14 protein-coding genes are annotated in these 17,597 nt (G+C 72.5%); 9 read left to right on the top strand and 5 right to left on the bottom strand.

Annotated features, from left to right (window positions below; all coding sequences use genetic code 11):
* Window positions 1-10 precede the first annotated feature (10 nt).
* Genes pcaH through pcaD form a run of 4 tightly spaced genes read left to right on the top strand, consistent with a single transcriptional unit; the run spans window position 11 to window position 3,844 of the window.
* Window positions 11-781, top strand: coding sequence for a protocatechuate 3,4-dioxygenase subunit beta (gene pcaH, locus ACIQ7M_RS02345; protein ID WP_403638839.1), 771 nt, complete (start codon window positions 11-13; stop codon window positions 779-781).
* A gap of 2 nt (window positions 782-783) precedes the next feature.
* Window positions 784-1,347, top strand: coding sequence for a protocatechuate 3,4-dioxygenase subunit alpha (pcaG, locus tag ACIQ7M_RS02340; protein WP_403638837.1), 564 nt, complete (start codon window positions 784-786; stop codon window positions 1,345-1,347).
* Window positions 1,344-2,693 carry a 3-carboxy-cis,cis-muconate cycloisomerase gene (pcaB, locus tag ACIQ7M_RS02335; protein ID WP_403638835.1) on the top strand — a complete coding sequence of 450 codons (1,350 nt, stop codon included), beginning with the start codon at window positions 1,344-1,346 and terminating at the stop codon, window positions 2,691-2,693. The genes pcaG and pcaB overlap by 4 nt, the downstream gene beginning before the upstream one ends.
* Entirely contained in the window at window positions 2,690-3,844 is a 1,155-nt protein-coding gene (gene pcaD, locus ACIQ7M_RS02330) for a 3-oxoadipate enol-lactonase (protein ID WP_403638833.1), read from the top strand. The genes pcaB and pcaD overlap by 4 nt, the downstream gene beginning before the upstream one ends.
* A gap of 265 nt (window positions 3,845-4,109) precedes the next feature.
* On the opposite strand, the gene ACIQ7M_RS02325 is transcribed toward pcaD, so the two are convergent.
* Window positions 4,110-6,776, bottom strand: coding sequence for an ATP-binding protein (locus ACIQ7M_RS02325; RefSeq protein WP_403638831.1), 2,667 nt, complete (start codon window positions 6,774-6,776; stop codon window positions 4,110-4,112).
* 559 nt (window positions 6,777-7,335) lie between these two features.
* Here ACIQ7M_RS02325 and ACIQ7M_RS02320 point away from each other — a divergent pair.
* Window positions 7,336-8,370: a DUF2510 domain-containing protein gene (locus tag ACIQ7M_RS02320; RefSeq protein ID WP_386983370.1), complete on the top strand. Its 1,035-nt coding sequence runs from the start codon at window positions 7,336-7,338 to the stop codon at window positions 8,368-8,370.
* 203 nt (window positions 8,371-8,573) lie between these two features.
* Here the strand turns inward: ACIQ7M_RS02320 and ACIQ7M_RS02315 are convergent, their stop codons facing one another.
* Complete coding sequence (locus ACIQ7M_RS02315; RefSeq protein WP_355768262.1) at window positions 8,574-9,191, bottom strand: TetR/AcrR family transcriptional regulator; 618 nt, start codon at window positions 9,189-9,191, stop codon at window positions 8,574-8,576.
* Between the two features lie 432 nt (window positions 9,192-9,623).
* Here ACIQ7M_RS02315 and ACIQ7M_RS02310 point away from each other — a divergent pair, with 432 nt between their 5' ends.
* Together ACIQ7M_RS02310 and ACIQ7M_RS02305 are read left to right on the top strand one after the other, a co-directional pair.
* A complete protein-coding gene (locus ACIQ7M_RS02310) occupies window positions 9,624-10,394 on the top strand; it encodes a phosphatase PAP2 family protein (protein ID WP_403638828.1) in 771 nt (256 codons plus the stop codon).
* Window positions 10,391-11,365: a DMT family transporter gene (locus ACIQ7M_RS02305; protein ID WP_403638826.1), complete on the top strand. Its 975-nt coding sequence runs from the start codon at window positions 10,391-10,393 to the stop codon at window positions 11,363-11,365. Before ACIQ7M_RS02310 ends, ACIQ7M_RS02305 begins: the two co-directional genes overlap by 4 nt.
* An 86-nt stretch (window positions 11,366-11,451) precedes the next feature.
* Here ACIQ7M_RS02305 and ACIQ7M_RS02300 read toward each other — a convergent pair whose 3' ends face one another.
* Window positions 11,452-12,291 carry a phospholipid scramblase-related protein gene (locus ACIQ7M_RS02300; protein WP_403638824.1) on the bottom strand — a complete coding sequence of 280 codons (840 nt, stop codon included), beginning with the start codon at window positions 12,289-12,291 and terminating at the stop codon, window positions 11,452-11,454.
* Between the two features lie 52 nt (window positions 12,292-12,343).
* Entirely contained in the window at window positions 12,344-14,395 is a 2,052-nt protein-coding gene (locus tag ACIQ7M_RS02295) for a phosphocholine-specific phospholipase C (protein ID WP_403638822.1), read from the bottom strand.
* Window positions 14,396-14,761: 366 nt separating this feature from the next.
* Here ACIQ7M_RS02295 and ACIQ7M_RS02290 point away from each other — a divergent pair, with 366 nt between their 5' ends.
* Complete coding sequence (locus ACIQ7M_RS02290; protein ID WP_403638820.1) at window positions 14,762-15,826, top strand: Rieske 2Fe-2S domain-containing protein; 1,065 nt, start codon at window positions 14,762-14,764, stop codon at window positions 15,824-15,826.
* Window positions 15,823-16,776: a PDR/VanB family oxidoreductase gene (locus tag ACIQ7M_RS02285; RefSeq protein ID WP_403638818.1), complete on the top strand. Its 954-nt coding sequence runs from the start codon at window positions 15,823-15,825 to the stop codon at window positions 16,774-16,776. Before ACIQ7M_RS02290 ends, ACIQ7M_RS02285 begins: the two co-directional genes overlap by 4 nt.
* Here ACIQ7M_RS02285 and ACIQ7M_RS02280 read toward each other — a convergent pair.
* Window positions 16,727-17,542 (bottom strand): IclR family transcriptional regulator C-terminal domain-containing protein, encoded by an 816-nt coding sequence (locus tag ACIQ7M_RS02280; protein ID WP_389840482.1) that lies wholly within the window; start codon window positions 17,540-17,542, stop codon window positions 16,727-16,729. The genes ACIQ7M_RS02285 and ACIQ7M_RS02280 overlap by 50 nt on opposite strands.
* Window positions 17,543-17,597 lie beyond the last annotated feature (55 nt).

Here is a 17,597-nt window from a genome sequence, read left to right as displayed (position 1 = left end):
GAACCCGACCATGACTCCCACCCAGTCGGACATCGACGCCGAGATCAAGGATCACCAGGACGCGTACGACAAGGCGGTGGCCGGCGGAGCGCCCGTGCGGCACCACCCCGCGCGCGACTACCCCCCGTACCGCAGCTCACGGCTCCGCCACCCGAAGCGGCCGCTGGTCGCGGTGAGCGGCGGCGATCCGGAGACCGTCGAGCTGTCCGGTCCCGTCTTCGGCGTCACCGACATCACCGGGATCGACAACGACCTCACCCTCCAGCACCGGGGCGAGCCGATCGGCGAGCGGATCACGGTCGCGGGCCGGCTGCTCGACCGCGAGGGCCGGCCGGTGCGCGGCCAGCTCATCGAGATCTGGCAGGCCAACGCCGCCGGGCGGTACGCCCATCTGCGCGAGCAGCACCCGGCCCCGCTCGACCCCAACTTCACCGGTTTGGGACGGACCCTGACGGACGATCAGGGGCGGTACACGTTCACCACGGTCAAGCCGGGACCGTACCCCTGGGGCAATCACACCAACGCCTGGCGGCCCGCGCACATCCACTTCTCGGTCTTCGGCACCGCGTTCACCCAGCGACTGGTGACGCAGATGTACTTCCCGGGCGACCCGCTGTTCCCCTACGACCCGATCCTGCGGTCCGTGACGGACCCGGCGGCCCGCGACCGGCTGATCGCCACGTACGACCACGCTCTCTCGCGGCCCGAGTTCTCCCTGGGCTACGCGTGGGACATCGTCCTCGACGGTCCCTCCGCCACCTGGATCGAGGAAGGCCGATGAGCATGGCCGAGCGACCGCTCCCCACTCCCGCCCACACCATCGGCCCCTTCTACGGCCACGCGCTGCCGTTCCCGGGCGGCGGCGACATCGCGCCCCCGGGCCACCCCGACACCGTCACCCTGCACGGCCACGTCCTCGACGGGGCGGGCGCGCCGGTCCCCGACGCCCTGCTCGACTTCTGGCAGGCCGCGCCCGACGGTTCGCTCACCGGCACCCCCGGCTCCCTGCGCCGCGACCCGTCCACGGGCGGGTTCCTCGGCCGCAACGGCGTCGACTTCACCGGCTTCGGCCGGGTCGCCACCGACGCCGACGGCCGCTACGCGCTGCGCACCCTGCCACCGGGGAACACCGGGCTGCCGTACATCGCCGTGTGCGTCTTCGCGCGCGGTCTGACCCACCACCTGTTCACCCGCGCCTATCTGGCCGACGGCACGGATCCGCTGCTCGACGCGCTGCCGGACGAGCGGCGCGCCACGCTGATCGCGGCCGAGGGCGCGCGGCGGACGCACCGCTTCGACATCCGCCTTCAGGGCGAGGGCGAGACGGTCTTCCTGGAGTTCCGGTGACAGCCGCCGACCCCCTCGCCTCCGACATCGGCCTGCTCGCTCCCGGCCGGGTGGGCTCCCCGGCGTCGGCCGCGACGAGCGACGCCGCCTATCTGCGGGCCCTGCTCGACGCGGAGGCCGCCCTGACCCGGGCCCAGGCGTCCCTCGGTCTGGCCCCCGCCGAAGCCGCGACGGCGGTGACCCGCGCGGCCGGCACCGCGGACTTCGACCTCGCGTCGATCGCGCTGCGCGCCCGGGGCGGCGGCAACCCGGTGATCCCCCTGGTCACGGACCTGACGGCCGCCGTCGCCACCGAGTTCGGCCCGTACGTCCACCGGGGCGCGACGAGCCAGGACATCCTGGACTCGGCCACCATGCTCGTCGCGGCCCGCACCCTGGACCTGGTCCTGGACGACCTGGAACGGACCGGGCACCACCTCGCGCGGCTCGCGGAACGGCACCGGGACACCGTCCTGCCCGGCCGCACGCTCACCCAGCACGCGGTGCCGACGACCTTCGGGCTGAAGGCGGCGGGGTGGCGGTCCCTGGTGCTCGACGCCCGGGACCGGCTGCGCGCCGTACGGACCTCACTGCCCGCCCAACTGGGCGGCGCGGCGGGCACCTTGGCCGCCTTCACCGCCTTCGGCGCGGACGACACCCGGGCCCTGACCGCCGCGTACGCCCGCGAACTCGGCCTCGCCGAACCGGCATTGCCCTGGCACACCCTGCGCACGCCCATCGCCGACCTGGCCGGGGCCCTGGCGTTCACGGCCGGCGCGCTCGGCAAGACGGCCGTCGACGTCCTCACCCTCGCGCGCACCGAGATCGCCGAGCTGGCCGAGGGGTCCGGCGGCGGCTCGTCCGCGATGCCGCACAAGGCGAACCCGGTGCGGGCCACCCTCGTGGCCTCCGCCGCCCGGCGTGCCCCGCTGCTCGCGGCCACCCTGTACGGCGCGCTGGCCGCCGAGGACGAACGGCCGGCCGGGGCCTGGCACGCCGAGTGGGAACCCCTGCGCGATCTGCTCCGGCTGACCGGCGGAGCGGCCCGCGACACAGCCGAACTGGCCGGGAACCTACGGGTCGACGCCGACGCCATGCGGGAACACCTGGGCCTGACGCATGGGTTGATCGTGTCCGAACGGCTTGCCGCCGAACTCGCCCCGGTTCTCGGCCGGGCGCGTGCCAGGGAACTGCTGACGCGCGCCGCCGAGCGGGCCGCAGGTGAGCGGCGGCCCCTCGCGGACGTGCTCGGCGAGGAGCCCGCTCTGAAGGACCTTCCGGGAGTCGACCTCGCCGACCTGACCGACCCGACCCGCTACACGGGCTCCGCCGGAGTCCTCACCGACCGTGCTCTGGAGCGACGTTGACCGCGAACCTGCTCACCCACCGCGCCGAGGGGTCCCCGGCCGCTCCCCCGCTCCTCCTCGGTCCCTCGCTCGGGACGTCGTACGCCCTGTGGGACAGGATCGCGCCCGAACTGTCCGCGTCCCACCGGGTGGTGCGCTGGAACCTGCCCGGGCACGGCGGCGCGCCCTCCGATCCGATCGGTCCGGGCGCGACGGTCGCCGACCTGGCCGGGCTCGTGCTGGAGCTGGCCGACTCCCTGGACATCGGGCGTTTCGCGTACGCCGGTGTGTCCCTGGGCGGGGCGGTGGGGCTGCATCTGGCGGTCCACCACCCCGAACGGCTCTCGTCGCTCGCCGTCATCTGCTCCTCGGCCCACTTCAACGGGTCGAAGCCGTGGGAGGAACGGGCCGAACTGGTGCGCCGCGAGGGCCTCGGGCCCGTCGCGGCGACCGCCGACGCCCGCTGGTTCACCGCCGGTTTCACCGTGCCGGAGCTGGTCCAGGACCACCGCGACGCCGACCCGGCCGCGTACGCCGCCTGCTGCGACGCCCTCGCCGCGTTCGACCTCCGCGAGGAGTTGGCGTCGATCACCGTACCGACGCTGCTGATCGCGGGGCGCGAGGACCCCGCGACACCGCCCGCGCATCTGCGCGAGATCGCCGACGCGGTGCCGGGTGCGGCGCTCGTGGAGATCCCGGGCGCCTCCCATCTGGCGCCCGCCCAGTGCCCGGAGGCCGTGCTGACGGCGCTGCGCGCGCACTTCTCGGCGGGGGGTGCCCGGCTCGGCATGGAGGTACGCCGTCAGGTCCTCGGCGACGAGCACGTGGACCGTGCGCAGGCCCGCCAGACCCCGTTCACGGCCCGGTTCCAGGACTTCATCTCGCGCTACGCCTGGGGCGAGATCTGGACCGACACGACACTGAGCCGCCGTGAGCGCAGCATGATCACGCTGACCGCGCTGGTGGCCCACGGCCATCACGACGAGCTGGCGATGCACGTCCGCGCGGCCCGGCGCAACGGCCTCACACCCGAGGAGATCGGGGCGGTGCTGCTGCAGACGGCGGTCTACTGCGGTGTCCCGGCCGCGAATTCGGCCTTCGCGGTGGCCCAGCGGGTACTGGCGGAGGACGACACGGAGGACGACGACTCCCCGACGGGTTCATCGGACTGACCCCCGTCCCGGGGTCCTCGCGGGCCGCCGGTCCTGGCCGGGGGCCCTCGCAGGCGGCCCGCACCGGCCAGAGTTCCTCCGCAGGCTGCCGACTCGGCCAGACGCACGCGCCGGCCGTCGCCTCGGCCAAGGAGCGCCGCGGGCTGCCACCCGGGCCGGGGCACACGCGGGCTGCCGTCGCTGTCGGCGGGCGCCGGCGTGCCGCCCCTGGCCGGGCCGCGGACGGACGTCGGCGCACGCCGGCCCAGGAGGCGGCCGGGGCTCGTCACAGGCCCGTCAGTGCCGCCTCCGCCTTCGTCGCCAGGCCGTCCGCTCCGCAGGCGCGGGCCAGGGTCAGGCCCTTGTTCAGTTCCATCGCCGAGCGGGACGCGATGCCGTACTCGACGCGGGCCGCCGCGTGTTCGTACTGGCACGGGGAGGCTTCCAGGTACGTGACGGCCTGGGCCGCCAGCCGGACCGCGCGCTGACCGGTCTCGAGGGCGGCGGCGCACCGCAGGGCTTCGCCGATCGCCGTGTCGGTACCGAACAGCTCGGCCTGGCGGCGGGCGTCACCGGCCAGCGAGGCGGCGCGTGCGGGGTCCTCGTTGGCGAGTGCCCTCGCGAGGTCGACGGCCCACGGCGCGAGCACCGTGTTGTGGTGGCCGCGGGAGGCTGCGGCCTTCTCCGCCGCTTCCAGTTCGTTGATGCCCTCCTTGGTGCGGCCGACGGCGAGCAGCAGTCGGCCCCGCACCGAGCGGGTGTCGGGCAGGACGATCGTGGACGGGTACGGAGGCGCGAAGCCGTAGCGCTCGGCGATCTCCGCCGCCTCCTGGACGTGTCCACGGGCCAGCAGCGTGTCGATGAGCCCGCAGGTCACCGACCAGTACAGGGGCAGCCCGCGTCCGACCCGTTCCGCGAGGCGCAGCGATTCGCGCTGGTAGTGCTCGGCGTCGGCGAGGCGGCCCCGCCTGCGGTGGGCGAGTCCGAGGTAGGCGTTGGCCAGGGAGAGGTGACCGCCGCTCCAGCCCGCCTTCACATAGGCGTGCAGGGCCTCGCTGAACAGGCTCTCGGCCCGGTCGAGACGGTCCGTGTAGGCGTACGCGCTGCCCAGCATGAGCAGCAGCTCGACGCCCCACTCGGTGTCGGTCCAGGCGAGTCCGGGTGCGAGGCGGCCGTTGACGAGGGACCGGTCGCACAGCTCCACGACCTCCTCGGCGTTCTCGCCGCGGGTCATCGCGTCGAAGCCACGCAGTATGAGCAGCGCGCGCTCGGAGTTGTCGCGCCCCGTGCAGGTCGTGACGAGTTCGGCGAGACCGCTGGAGTGTCCGGCGCGCTCCTCGCCCGCGTGGATGCCCTCCCACATGTAGTGGACGGCCTGGAGCCGCATCCGGGCGGGTCCCGGCTCCAGCCGCTCGACCTCGGCGTCGACCGTGCGGACGGCTTCGTCCAACTGGTTGTTGTGGAGCAGCGCCTGGGAGAGCCGGAAGACGGCGTCGACCCGCACGGTGTCCTCGAGTCCGGGCCGTTCGAGCGCGGCCCGGAGATGGCCGATGGTCGTGGACGGCGCGGTCAGGAGCGTGGCGCAGCCCAGTTCGTAGAGCACCCGTGCGTGCACCTCGGGCAGCGGCGGCTCCTTCAACGCCCGTTCCAGGCAACGCCGGGCCGCGTCCGGCGCGCCGACGGCGAGGTGCTCGCGGGCGGCTTCACGCATCTGCTCGACGAGCTCGGGATCGTCGTCCGGATGCACTTCGAGGAGATGGCGGGAGGCCGCGGCCGCGCCGCGTCCGGACTCGGTGACCGCCCAGGCGGCCTGTCCGTGCATCGCCGTGCGCAGGGCGTCCGGGATCGAGCGGTAGACCGCGGTGGCGATGAGCGGGTGCACGAACTCCAGCTCGCCGTCCTGCCGGTGGCCGTTCGTGGGTCCGACGGTCGTCAGGATGCGTGCCGCGCCCAGCAGTTCGGCGCAGCGGGAGGCCTCCTCGTCGGGCATTCCGGCGAGTTGGGCGGCGAGGTCGAGGGAGATGCCGGTGCCGAGGATGGCGGCCGCCCAGGCGAACCGGGTGGCGTCGATCCCCAGTCCTTCGAGGCGGGCGACGAGCCCGCGGCCGCGAGCGGAGCGGTTCAGGTCGCGCAGTTCGGCGGCCGAGCCCTCGACCGGCTCCAGTTCGCTGTCCTGGACCTTGGCGAGCAGTTCGACGGTCTCGTACGGGTTGCCGCCGGTGACCGCCCACACCTCGCGGCAGAAGGGCGCGTCGGCCTGCTCGCCGAGGGTGGCGCGGGTCAGTCCCTCGGTGGCGGCCGGGGTCAGCGCGGTCAGGGTGGCGACCGGACGGCCCACGGCGGCCACCGCGTCGAGCAGCCGGGAACTCTCGCCGCTCACCCCGCCGGGCCTGCGGGCCACCACGACGAGGACGGACAGGTCGTCCAGGCGCTCGGCGAACGCGGCGAGCCAGCGCAGGGTCTCCTGGTCGGCCCAGTGCGCGTCGTCGATGAGCAGGACGAGCGGCCAGTCCCGCTTCGCGAGACGCCGGACCGCGGCGACCAGACCGTCGCAGACGCCCTGCGGGTCCGGCTGCCGGTCACCCGGTTCGGCTATGCCGAGGGCGGGTCCCGCGATGTCGTACCAGTCCCCCAGGTATTCGCGCGCCTCCTCGGGGAGCAGCGAGACGAGGGCCGGCTGGAGCAACTGCCGTACGACGTTGAAGGGGACGGACGTGACGGTCTCGCCGCCGCGTGCCGACCACACGGCACAGCCGTTGCTCTCCGCGATCCTGCGCGCCTCGGCGAGGAGGGCGGTCTTGCCGAGACCCGCCTCTCCGCTGAGCACCAGCAGGGCGCCCGAGGTCCCGGATTCAGCCCGCAGCGCGGTGATCGCCTCTTCGAGAGTGGCGACCTCCTCCTCGCGCTCCCACAGGGAAGCCGAGGCGACCGCTCCGGGTCGTACCTCCGTCATCCCGCTACCTCCCCAGGTCGCCCAAACGACGTAACTGCAACGAGCCTAGCCTCCTGGAAGCCACGACGGAGGCGGGACCCGGCACCAGTTGCCGAGACGGGTGACGGCGGACTCGCGGAGGCCTCTCCGCCGGACATGCCGTAGTCCCAAAGGGGAGTGACGGACAGTCAATCAACGGGCAAATGAAGGTAATCTTCCTCTCTCGCGCACCGGGCGGGGGCGCGTTCCGGGAAACCTCGCTCCCTCGGGGAAGAACCGGCACAAGCGCCCCGGCGCGCGACGGGTGACCTGCACGCCCTCGTCTTCCGGGCCCTCGCGCGGCCGCGCTCGCGGCCCCCGCGGACGTCCGGCCGAGCCGTTCGTGTCCGGCGTCCCGGGCTCGCGCGCCCCACTCCCCGGAGTGCGGCCGCCGGCCCGGGGGCGGTGCGGGGCGGGCGCGCTCCTGGCACAGGCGTTCTTCATCCGTCCGGTGGGAGTTTCCGCATGGTCACGTCAGGTCCCCGAGGGCCTTGGGGGACCCTCTCATCCGCCTTTCACCCTGGGCTCATACGGTGGGCCCATGACGCAGGTGACTCCCCCCGGCTGGTATCCCGACCCCGGGCAGACAGATGACGCTCCCGCCACCGAGCGCTGGTGGGACGGTAGGACATGGACGGACCAGGTCCGCCCCGTCGGGTCGGCGGCGGGATGGGGTCCCCCGGCATACCCGGCGGGGGCCGCACCGTATCCGGCGTACGCCCCGAGCGGCCCGCGGCGCGGGCTGCGCACGGGCATAGCGGTCGCGGCGGCGGTCGCCGTCCTCGCCGGCATCGGCGGCGGTGTGTACGCGCTGACCAGCGACGGCGGAGGCGGCGGCAGCGCGGCCTCGCCCGGTTCCGGCGGGCCGAACGGCCAGGGCGGACCGTGGGGGCCCGGCGGCGGCCAGGAGGGCGGTCCCAGCGGGGCGCCCGGCGGCTCCGGCGGCTCGGACGGTCAAGGGGGCCCTGGTGACCCCAATGGTTCCGGTGGCTCCGGCGGGCAGACTCCGGCGCCCGGCGAGTCGGGCCGGCCGGAGACCGACCCCGGCTTCGCCACGGACGTCTACAACGGCATCGCCATCCCGGTGCCGGACGGCTGGACGGGCCAGAGCGGCGCGGGCACGGCGGCGGTCTCCACCAAGGACACCTACAAATGCCCCGGCGACACCTCGAAGAACTGCCAGCGGGGCGGCGCCTACTCGGCCCCGGCGACGGCGCAGAAGCTGAAGTCCAAGACGGCGGAGGCGGCGGCCAAGGAGGACATCTCCAAGAACGCGGCCGAGTCGTACGGCGAGGGCTACGGCTCGATCACCTCGCACACGGAGCTCGCCTCGAAGGCCGTCACGGTGGCCGGCGAGAAGGGCTATCTGGTGCGCTGGAAGGTCGTGACGAGCAAGGGTGACGACGGGTACGTCGAATCGCTCGTGTTCCCGTCCCCCGCCGACCACGGCTCCCTGGTCGTCGTCCGCTTCGGTCTCGACGTCAGCTCCAAGGCCCCGCAGCAGTCGATCATCGACACCATCACCAAGGGCATCAAGGTCGCGAGCGGAACCGGCGGGAACGGCCAGAACGTCTGAAAGCGTCAGTGAACATCTGAAGCCGCCCACGCGGGACACCTTCGTCCCGGCGCCGGGACACCGTGGACGTGGATCGGCCGGGTGGAGCGCCCCTCCGCTCAAGGGGAACCCCACCCGGCCGGGGGGTGCGCGCCGCCCCCGTCCCCACGGTGCGGCGCGGAACAGGCCGACGTCCGGTCATCCCACGGACAGCGGCCTGAGACTCAGGTGAGACCGAGCGTCGGCAGCACGACGGCCTCCACGAACTGTGTGAGATACGCCGCGTCCGCGTACTGCCCGTCCAGCAGGGGGCGCACCCTCAGGACCCCGAGCATCTGGGCCGGGATGAACTCCAGCGCCGGGTGCCCGGCGTCGACCTCACCGCGCTCGACACCGCGGGTGATCATCTGCCGCAGCTCGGCCACCTCGGGCTCGACGAGCGCGTCGCGCAGGGCCTGCTGGAGCTCCTTGTCCTGCATGACGGCATTGCCGAGGCCCTGCAGGAGCTGCGTACTGTCCCTGGCCGACCATTCGCCCGCGGCGGCCGCCGCCGCGCGGAGGTCGCCGGCGAGCGAGCCGGTGTCGATCCCCGTGAACCGCGGGCAGCGGTTGTTGCGCAGCGCGGCGGCCACGAACTGGGGCTTCGTCTTCCACTGCCGGTAGAGAGTGGACTTGCTGCACCGGGTACTGGCGGCGACACCCTCCATGGTGAGCGCCTCGTACCCGCACTCCCGGATCTGTTCGAGCACGGCGTCGAAGAACTCCTGCTCACGCTCGGGCGTGATTTTGGAGCGGCGCGAGGCGACGACCGTCTCCGGTCCGTCCGCGGCCTGCGACGTCATGGCGCTTCTCCTCGCTCGATCCGGCATACACCGGTGCGGTCTTGCGTTCAGTGTAATCGATACGCGAGGGTACCGGTACGCATCCGTATCGGTACACTCGCGTATCGGTACACCGTCGTATCGGTACACTGCCGTATCGATGAGCCTCGGACAGGACCTACTCCGCTCCCCCACCGGGAAGGCCGAGTGGATCCTGTCCTGGGCTCACCGCGCACGTACGACTTCAGAACGTCAGCAAGGGGGCCGGGGATGGATTCCCGAACCGAGCCTGCGGATCCGGCATCCGCATCCGCTTCACGAACGGAGCCGCCCGACGCGGCTCCACCCGCGGCCGCGTCGGCCGACGCGGCCGCTCACGCGCGGCCGCTCACGCAATCGCCCACGCGCGCCGACGCGCGCCCGGACGGCATCGGAGCGCGACCGGACGACACGGTGGCGCGCCCGCCGCTGCTGCGGGAGCTACTGCTCGTCGTCGGGCTCTTCGTCGTCTACAAGGCCGGCCGGCTGCTGGCCACCGGCCGCACGGACGAGGCCTTCGCCGACGCGCACCGCGTCTGGGGCTGGGAGCGGACCCTGCACCTGCCGGGCGAGGGCGCCGTACAGGGCGCGCTGCTGGACAGCGACACGCTCGTGCACCTCGCGAACACCTATTACGCGACCGTCCACTTCCCGGCCACGGTCGCCTTCCTGGTCTGGCTGTATCTGCGGCGCCCCGCGCACTACGTGTGGGCCCGCAGGATCCTCGCCCTGGTCACCGCCGCCGCCCTGGTCGGGCACCTCGTGTTCCCGCTCGCACCGCCGCGGCTGCTCGCCGGGACGGGCCTCGTCGACACCGGCCAGGTCTACGGGCCCACCGTGTACGGCGCGCACCCGGCCGCCGACGCCCTGGCCAACCAGTTCGCGGCGATGCCGTCACTGCACTTCGGCTGGGCGCTGATGGTCGCGATCGGCCTCATCACCGCGACCCGGTCGCGCCTGCGCGCGCTGTGGCTGCTGCATCCCCTGCTCACCCTGCTGGTGATCGTCGGCACCGCGAACCACTACTGGCTGGACGCGATCGCCGCGACCGCCCTGCTCTGCGTCGCCCTGGCCGTGGTCCACCCGCCGCGCCGGACGGCGACGACCTCGGGACGGCTCCCGGCCCACGGGCTCGCGAAGACGCCCGTACGCGATCTGCCCGAACTCGTGGGAGCGGGGCGATGAACCCGACACTCGCCGCCGTCGTCCTGTCCCTGTTCTCCTCCGTCGCCTACGCCTCCGCGGCCGTCGCCCAGGAGCGGCTCGCCGCCCGGTCGGCGGGCTCGGAGACGGGCACGCTGGGCCTGCTGGCCCAGGGTGCCTGGTGGTGGTCGGTGACCCTGAACGCCTCGGCCGCACTGCTGCACGTGGCGGCCCTCAAGTACGGCACCCTCACGCTGGTCCAGCCGCTCGGGGCGCTCACCCTCGTGGCCGCCGTGCCACTGGGTGCGCGGCTCGCCGGACGGCGGGTGAGCGCGGTCGAGTGGCGCGGTACGGCGCTCACGCTGACCGGACTCGCCGCGCTGCTCGTCACGGCGTCCGGGACCGCTCCGGACGAGGTGCTGAGCCTGCCGCAGGCGCTCGCCGTCGCGGGCACGACCGCCGCGGTCATCGGCGTACTGGCGCGCGGTGCCCGGCCGGGACTGCGGCACGCGACGGCCTCCGGGTTCGCCTCGGGTGTGGCCTCGGCCCTCACCCAGACCGTGACGGTCGCCGCGACGGACCGTTCGGACTCGCCGTTCAGCGCGCAGGTCGTCGTGGTGGCCCTGCTCGTGGCGGCCTTCGCGGCCGGCGGCCTGCTGCTGTCGCAGACCGCCTACCAGGGCGGGCTCGGCGCACCGCTGGCCGTCGTGACGCTCGCCAATCCGCTGGCCGCGGCGGCGATCGGACTGTCCCTGCTCGGCGAACGTCTCCAGGGCGGCGCCGCGGGCCTGCTGCTGGCGCTCGCGGGAGCGTCGGTCGCCGCGTGGGGCGTGGTGACGCTGTCCCGTTCGACGCCCGAGCCCGCGGCTGCGCCGGCGGTCGCCCATCTGGAGGGTCTGGTGGACGACGACCACCCGGTCGCCGCGGTGCTGGCGCTGGGGCCGAACAGAGCCGTGTACGAACCCTCGTTGGTGCCCCGGCAGAGCGACTCGGGCCATCTGACGTCCCTGTAGGAGACGGACGGCGGATGCCGGAAGGGCGGCCGCGGAGAGATCCGCGGCCGCCCTTCCGTATGTCCGTGTCCGTATGACCGCGTCCGTCAGCCCAGTCCGCGGGAGTCCTGCTTGAGCGCCGTGTCGACGGTCAGCGCCGTCGCGACGACCAGGCTCAGCAGCGGCTCCGGAAGCTGGAAGTGGATCTGCAGGACGTAGTTGTCCGCGGTCGTGAACATCGTCTTGGCGAGGCCTTCCCAGGTCTTCGTGATCCGGGCCACCTCTTTCTCCGACTCGTCGACGATCGCGAAGTTCCAGGCACGCCAGTTCTCCGCCTTGATCGCGCCGACCTGCCGGCCGTCCACGTTCATCGCGAAGTTGATCTTGCCGATCATGTTCTTCTGGACGATCTCACCCACGGTGGAGCCGTCCGGACGGGTCACGATCACGCGGGACTTGAATATCTTCGCCGGCCGGGTCAGCAGCAACTGCGGCTGACCGTGGGCGTCGCGGATCTCCAGCCGGTGCGTGAGGAACTGGTCGAGGCTGGAGACCAGCCGCAGGATCTTCCTCAGCACGCCCTGACCGACCTCGGTTACCGAGCCGATCGGGTTGCCCTGCTGGTCCATGACCTTGTACTCGTTGGTCAGCTCGATCAGCTTGGCCTTCTGGTTCACCACCAGGACCGGCTCGGTGAACAGGGTGCCGCCGCCGGCACCGCTCGGGGCCACCCCGGCCTGCTGCTGCACCTGGCTCTGGACCCGCGGATCGGGTGCGGTGGCCTGCTGGGGGAAGGCGTGCTGGGGCGGCGTGCCCTGGTGCGGCACCTGCTGTCCGGCCGGAGCCTCCTGGTCGGTCCACTGCGAGCCGTCCCAGTAACGCTGTGTCTGGGGCTTCCCGTTCGGGTCCGGGTACCAACCTGCAGGAGTGTTCGAATGCGTCGTCACCGGGGCACCCTACCGTGACATGGCCGGAAGACAACGGTCAGTTGTGGACCCATCAGACCGTGATGAGTGCAGGGTCGCTCACACCGGGCCGACCATTCTCGACATGCCCGGCGAATCGCCTCAGGAACCCCGGCTGTCCGTCGACGACGACACCGAGGTCGTACCAGCACTTGCTCGCCGCCAGATCCACCGTGTGCCTCACGGTCGCGCCCGCCCGGACCCGGACGACCTGCGCCGGTCCGCCGTAGCCGTTCGTGAGCCTGAGCGTCGCCGTGGCGGCACCCTTGTTGACGAAGGTGAGCTCCACGTCGCAGCCGGTGTGCCGGGCGGTGATCTCCGGTCCCGCCGTCCTGTTGGCGCCCTTGAAGGTGCGCAGGAAGCCGTTCGGACCGTGCACGGTGAGGTCGTACGAGCCGCCCGAGTAGGCCGAGTTCCAGGTGTCCGAGACGGTTTTGCCCGCTTCGGCGGTGTACGTCCAGGGGCCGTCGGTGCGGTTCCCGGAGGTGACGAGGAAGGCGGCACCCGCCTTGGCGCCGGAGCCGAAGGTCAGCGTGAACTTCCCGGCCGCGGTGTCGGCCGAACCGTCCACGAGGAGCGCGTACTTGAGCGGGCGGGTCGGGCGCGAGCCGCGCTCCTGCCGGAGCAGCACGGGGTTCGCGGGCGGGGCGGGGACGTAGTCGGGGTGGCGGTCGCCGTCCGGCGGCCGGTAGCCGTCGGTGGAGGGCAGGGTGACCGGGGCGGTGTCCTCGTGGGTGAAGTCGAAGGCGGCCGTGAGGTCGCCGCAGACCGCGCGCCGCCAGGGCGAGATGTTGGGCTCGCGCACCCCGAACCGGGCTTCCATGAACCGGATGATCGAGGTGTGGTCGAGCGTCTCGGAGCACACGTATCCGCCCTTGCTCCAGGGCGAGACGACGAGCATCGGCACCCGCTGGCCCAGTCCGTAGGGTCCGGCCGCGTGGCTCGCGTCGCCCGCGAACAGGTCCGGGCCGACGTCGACCGTGGACTTGCCCTGGGCCGCGGACTGCGGCGGGAAGGGCGGCACCAGGTGGTCGAAGAAGCCGTCGTTCTCGTCGTACGTGACGAACAGGGCCGTCTTGCTCCACACCTCGGGGTCGGAGGTGAGCGCGTCCAGCACCTGGGAGATGTACCAGGCGCCGTAGTTCGCGGGCCAGTTGGGGTGTTCGGTGAAGGCCTCGGGGGCGGCGATCCAGGAGACCTGCGGCAGCGTGCCTCCCTGAACGTCGGCCCTGAGCCGGTCGAAGAAGCCCTCGCCCTTGCGGGCGTCGGTGCCGGTACGGGCCTTCTCGTACAGCGGGTCGCCCGGCCGGGCGTTGCGGTACTGGTTGAAGTACAGCAGCGAGTTGTCGCCGTAGTTGCCCCGGTAGGCGTCGGCTATCCAGCCCCAGGAGCCGTTCGCGTCCAGCCCGTCGCCGACGTCCTGGTACACCTTCCAGGAGATCCCGGCCGCCTCCAGCCGCTCCGGGTACGTCGTCCAGCCGTACCCGGCCTCGTCGTTGCCGAGGACCGGGCCGCCGCCCTTGCCGTCGTTGCCCGTGTACCCCGTCCACATGTAGTAGCGGTTGGGGTCCGTCGAGCCGATGAACGAGCAGTGGTACGCGTCGCAGACGGTGAACGAGTCGGCCAGCGCGTAGTGGAAGGGGATGTCCTCCCGCGTCAGATACGCCATCGTCGTGGCCGACTTGGCGGGCACCCACTTGTCGTACCTGCCCTTGTTGAACGCGGCGTGCCCGTCACTCCAGCCGTGCGGGAGGTCCTTGATGAACGCGAGACCGAGGTCGTCCATCTCGGGACGGAAGGGGAGCACGTCCTTGGTGCCGTCCGACTGGTACCAGACCGGCTTGGTGCCGGCCGGCGACGCCGGACGGGGGTCGCCGAAGCCGCGGACGCCTCTCATCGAGCCGAAGTAGTGGTCGAACGAACGGTTTTCCTGCATCAGGACGACGATGTGCTCGACATCCTCGATCGTGCCCGAACGACGATGCGCCGGCACGGCCGCCGCGCGCTGGACGCTGCCGGCCAGCGCGGTCAACGCCGCCGTCCCGCCCGCGATCTGGAAGAAACGGCGCCGATTCACTTGAGGCATGACTGGGTGACCTCTTGTCCTGACGGGCCCGTTGGCCGGAGGTTGATGGAACGTGCGCGAAGGGAGTTTTCCAAGCGCACCGAACGTCAGGAAAGGGCCCTCTGTCCCTGGCGTGAAGGTCGGCGGTACGCCAGACGAACGGATCCGGCCAACGGTCCGGACGGGTGGAAACCCGTCCGATCCGGCCGGCGGACGGGACGGGTTCCACCCGTCCCGTCCGTCCCGCGCCGGCCCCGCCGGCGAACAGGTGCGGCAACGCTTCCGCCTGGCGGAAGCCGACTTGCCCGCCCCTCGCGGACGTCACGACGCTGGGTGCGACCACGGCACGCGGGGCGACGGTGCCCCGCTCTCAGGGACGGGATCGCCATGCCGCACATCACCGCCTTCGCCAGGAACCAGTGGTACGTCGTCGCCTTCGCCTACGAGATCGGGCGGGAGCTCGTCGGACGGACCGTCCTCGGTGAGCCGCTCGTGCTCTACCGGACCGAGGAGGACGGGGCGGTCGTCGCGTTGTCCGACCGGTGCGTGCACCGGCGTTTCCCGCTCTCGGAGAGCCGGCTCGACGGCGACCGGGTCGTGTGCGGCTACCACGGCTTCACCTACGACCCGACCGGAGCGTGCGTGTCGGTGCCGGGGCAGAAGCGGATACCGCGCACCGCCCGTGTCGCCTCCTACCCGGTCGTCGAGCAGGACCTGTTCGTCTGGGTCTGGATCGGCGACCCCGCGCTCGCCGACCCGGGTTCCGTTCCGCGCGCACCGCACATGGACTCGCCCCACTGGACGACCGTCAGCGGCATGGAACCCATCGACGCGGACTACGGACTCCTCGTCGACAACCTCCTCGACCTCTCGCACGAGACGTATCTGCACGGCGGCTACATCGGCACACCCGAGGTCGCCGAGACGCCGATCGTCACCGAGGTGGACGAGGACGCCGGGATCGTGCGCGTCTCCCGGCGCATGGACGACGCCGCGTGTCCGCCCTTCTACGCGCGGTCGACCGGCATCGAGGGCCGCATCACGCGCTGGCAGGACATCGAGTACCACGCACCCTGCCTCTATCTGCTGCACAGCAGGATCGCTCCGGTCGGCGTCCTGCCCGAGCCGGACGGCAGCGACCCGGACGCCTTTCACACCGAGATCACGTACGCCATCACGCCGTCCGGCGACGGCAAGGTGTACGACTTCTGGGCCGTCTCGCGCGACTTCGCCCGCTCGGACGACGAAGTCAGCGCCTTCATGCGGGACTTGAACCACACCGTCGTCATGCAGGACGTCGACGCGCTCACCGTCCTCCAGCGGACCCTCGCCTCCGAGCGCGCCGGTTACCAGGAGCTGAGCATCGGCATCGACGCAGGCGGTCTCGCGGCCCGGCGCATCCTGGCCCGGCTGGTCGAGGAGGGCGACAAGCCGGTGGAGAGGGTGCGGTGACCGGCTCGGCCGACAGCAAGGCGTACGGGGGTGAACTCGTCGTCGAGTGCAGTGAGTTCGCCGCCGACGGCGTGCTCGCCCTGCGCCTGCGGCATCCGCTCGGTGCCGAACTCCCGCCCTGGGAACCGGGCGCCCACATCGAGGTCCTGCTCGGGCCGGAACTGACACGGCAGTACTCGCTGTGCGGTGATCCGGCGGACCGCGGGACCTGGCGGATCGCGGTACTGCGCGAACCGGACGGGCGCGGCGGATCGGCCTACGTGCACGGGCGGTTGGGCGAGGGCGACACGGTCCGCTTCCGGGGCCCGCGCCAGCACTTCGCGCTCGTGCCCGCCCCGCGCTACCGCTTCGTCGCGGGCGGCATCGGCATCACCCCGATCCTGCCGATGCTCGCCGCGGCCGAGGCGGCGGGCGCCGAGTGGACCCTGCTGTACGGCGGACGGACCCGCGGCTCCATGGCGTTCACCGAGGAGTTGCGGCGGTACGGGGACCGGGTCACCCTCGCCCCCCAGGACGAGACCGGCATGCTCGACCTGCCCTCCGTGCTCGCCGGGCTCTCCGGGGACACCCTCGTCTACTGCTGTGGCCCCGGGCCGCTGCTCGACGCGATGGAGGAGCGCTGCCCGGCCCGCTCCCTGCGCGTCGAGCGGTTCCGGCCGAAGGACCGAGGGACCGGCGGGGAGACGCGGTTCGAGGTGGTCCTGGCACGCTCGGGGCGAACTGTCACCGTCCTCCCCGGTGTCTCCGTCCTCGACACCGTGCGCGCCGCCGGTGTCGAGGTCCTGTACTCCTGCGCCGAGGGCACGTGCGGGACCTGCGAGACGGACGTGCTCGAAGGGACCCCGGACCACCGGGACTCGGTGCTCACGGACGAGGAGCGGGCGGCGGGCGCGACGATGCTCATCTGTGTGTCCCGCTGCCTGGGGAGGCGGCTCGTCCTGGATCTGTGACCGCCAGGTCCCGCTCGATCCGCGCGACCGTCTCCAGCAGTGGGGGAAGCAGGTCGCGGCGGACGGATTCGAGGCTGTTGCGGCTGGCGTGCACCGGGATGTTCGCGGCCGCCACCACGGCGCCGTCCCGGTCGCGCACGGGGGCGGCGACCGAGCGCAGTCCCTCCTCCAACTCCTGGTCGACGATGGCGTATCCCTGGCGCCGCGCGCGGGCCAGTTCCGCTCTCAGCAGGTCTCGCGCGACGATCGTCCGCCCGGTCAAGGGGCGCAGATCGGCCCGCTCCAGCCGGATGTCGATCTCGTCGTCCGTGAGGTGCGCGAGGATCACCCGGCCCACCGAGGTGGCGTGGGCCGGGAAGCGGGTTCCGACGGTGATCGCCGCCGTCATGATGCGCCGGGTCGGGACCCGCGCCACGTACACGATGTCGTCGCCGTCGAGGACGCAGAGCGAGCTCGACTCCCCCACTCGTTCAGCGAGTTGCTTCAGATGGGGCTCGGCGATCTGAGGGAGGGTGAAGCCGGAGAGATAGGCGTAGCCGAGTTCCAGCACGCGCGGGGTGAGCCGGAAGACGCGGCCGTCCGTGCTCACGTAACCGAGATCGACCAGGGTCAGCAGGAAGCGGCGTGCCGCCGCGCGGGTCAGGTCGCAGCCGCGTGCGACCTCACTGAGTGTCAGTTCCGGCCGGTCGGCGCCGAAGACGCGGATGACGGCGAGTCCGCGTTCGAAGGACCGGACGAAATGGGGCGCTCGGTCTGCTGCAGGCATCGTCGCCTCCAGAGGGACACACGGAGTGCTCTCGTCCGGGACGGGAGCACACTTC

This window comes from Streptomyces sp. NPDC096324 (assembly GCF_044763015.1).
Taxonomy (GTDB): domain Bacteria; phylum Actinomycetota; class Actinomycetes; order Streptomycetales; family Streptomycetaceae; genus Streptomyces.
The sequence above is the reverse complement of the archived record's forward strand: the minus strand, read 5'-3'. Positions and strand labels throughout refer to the sequence as shown.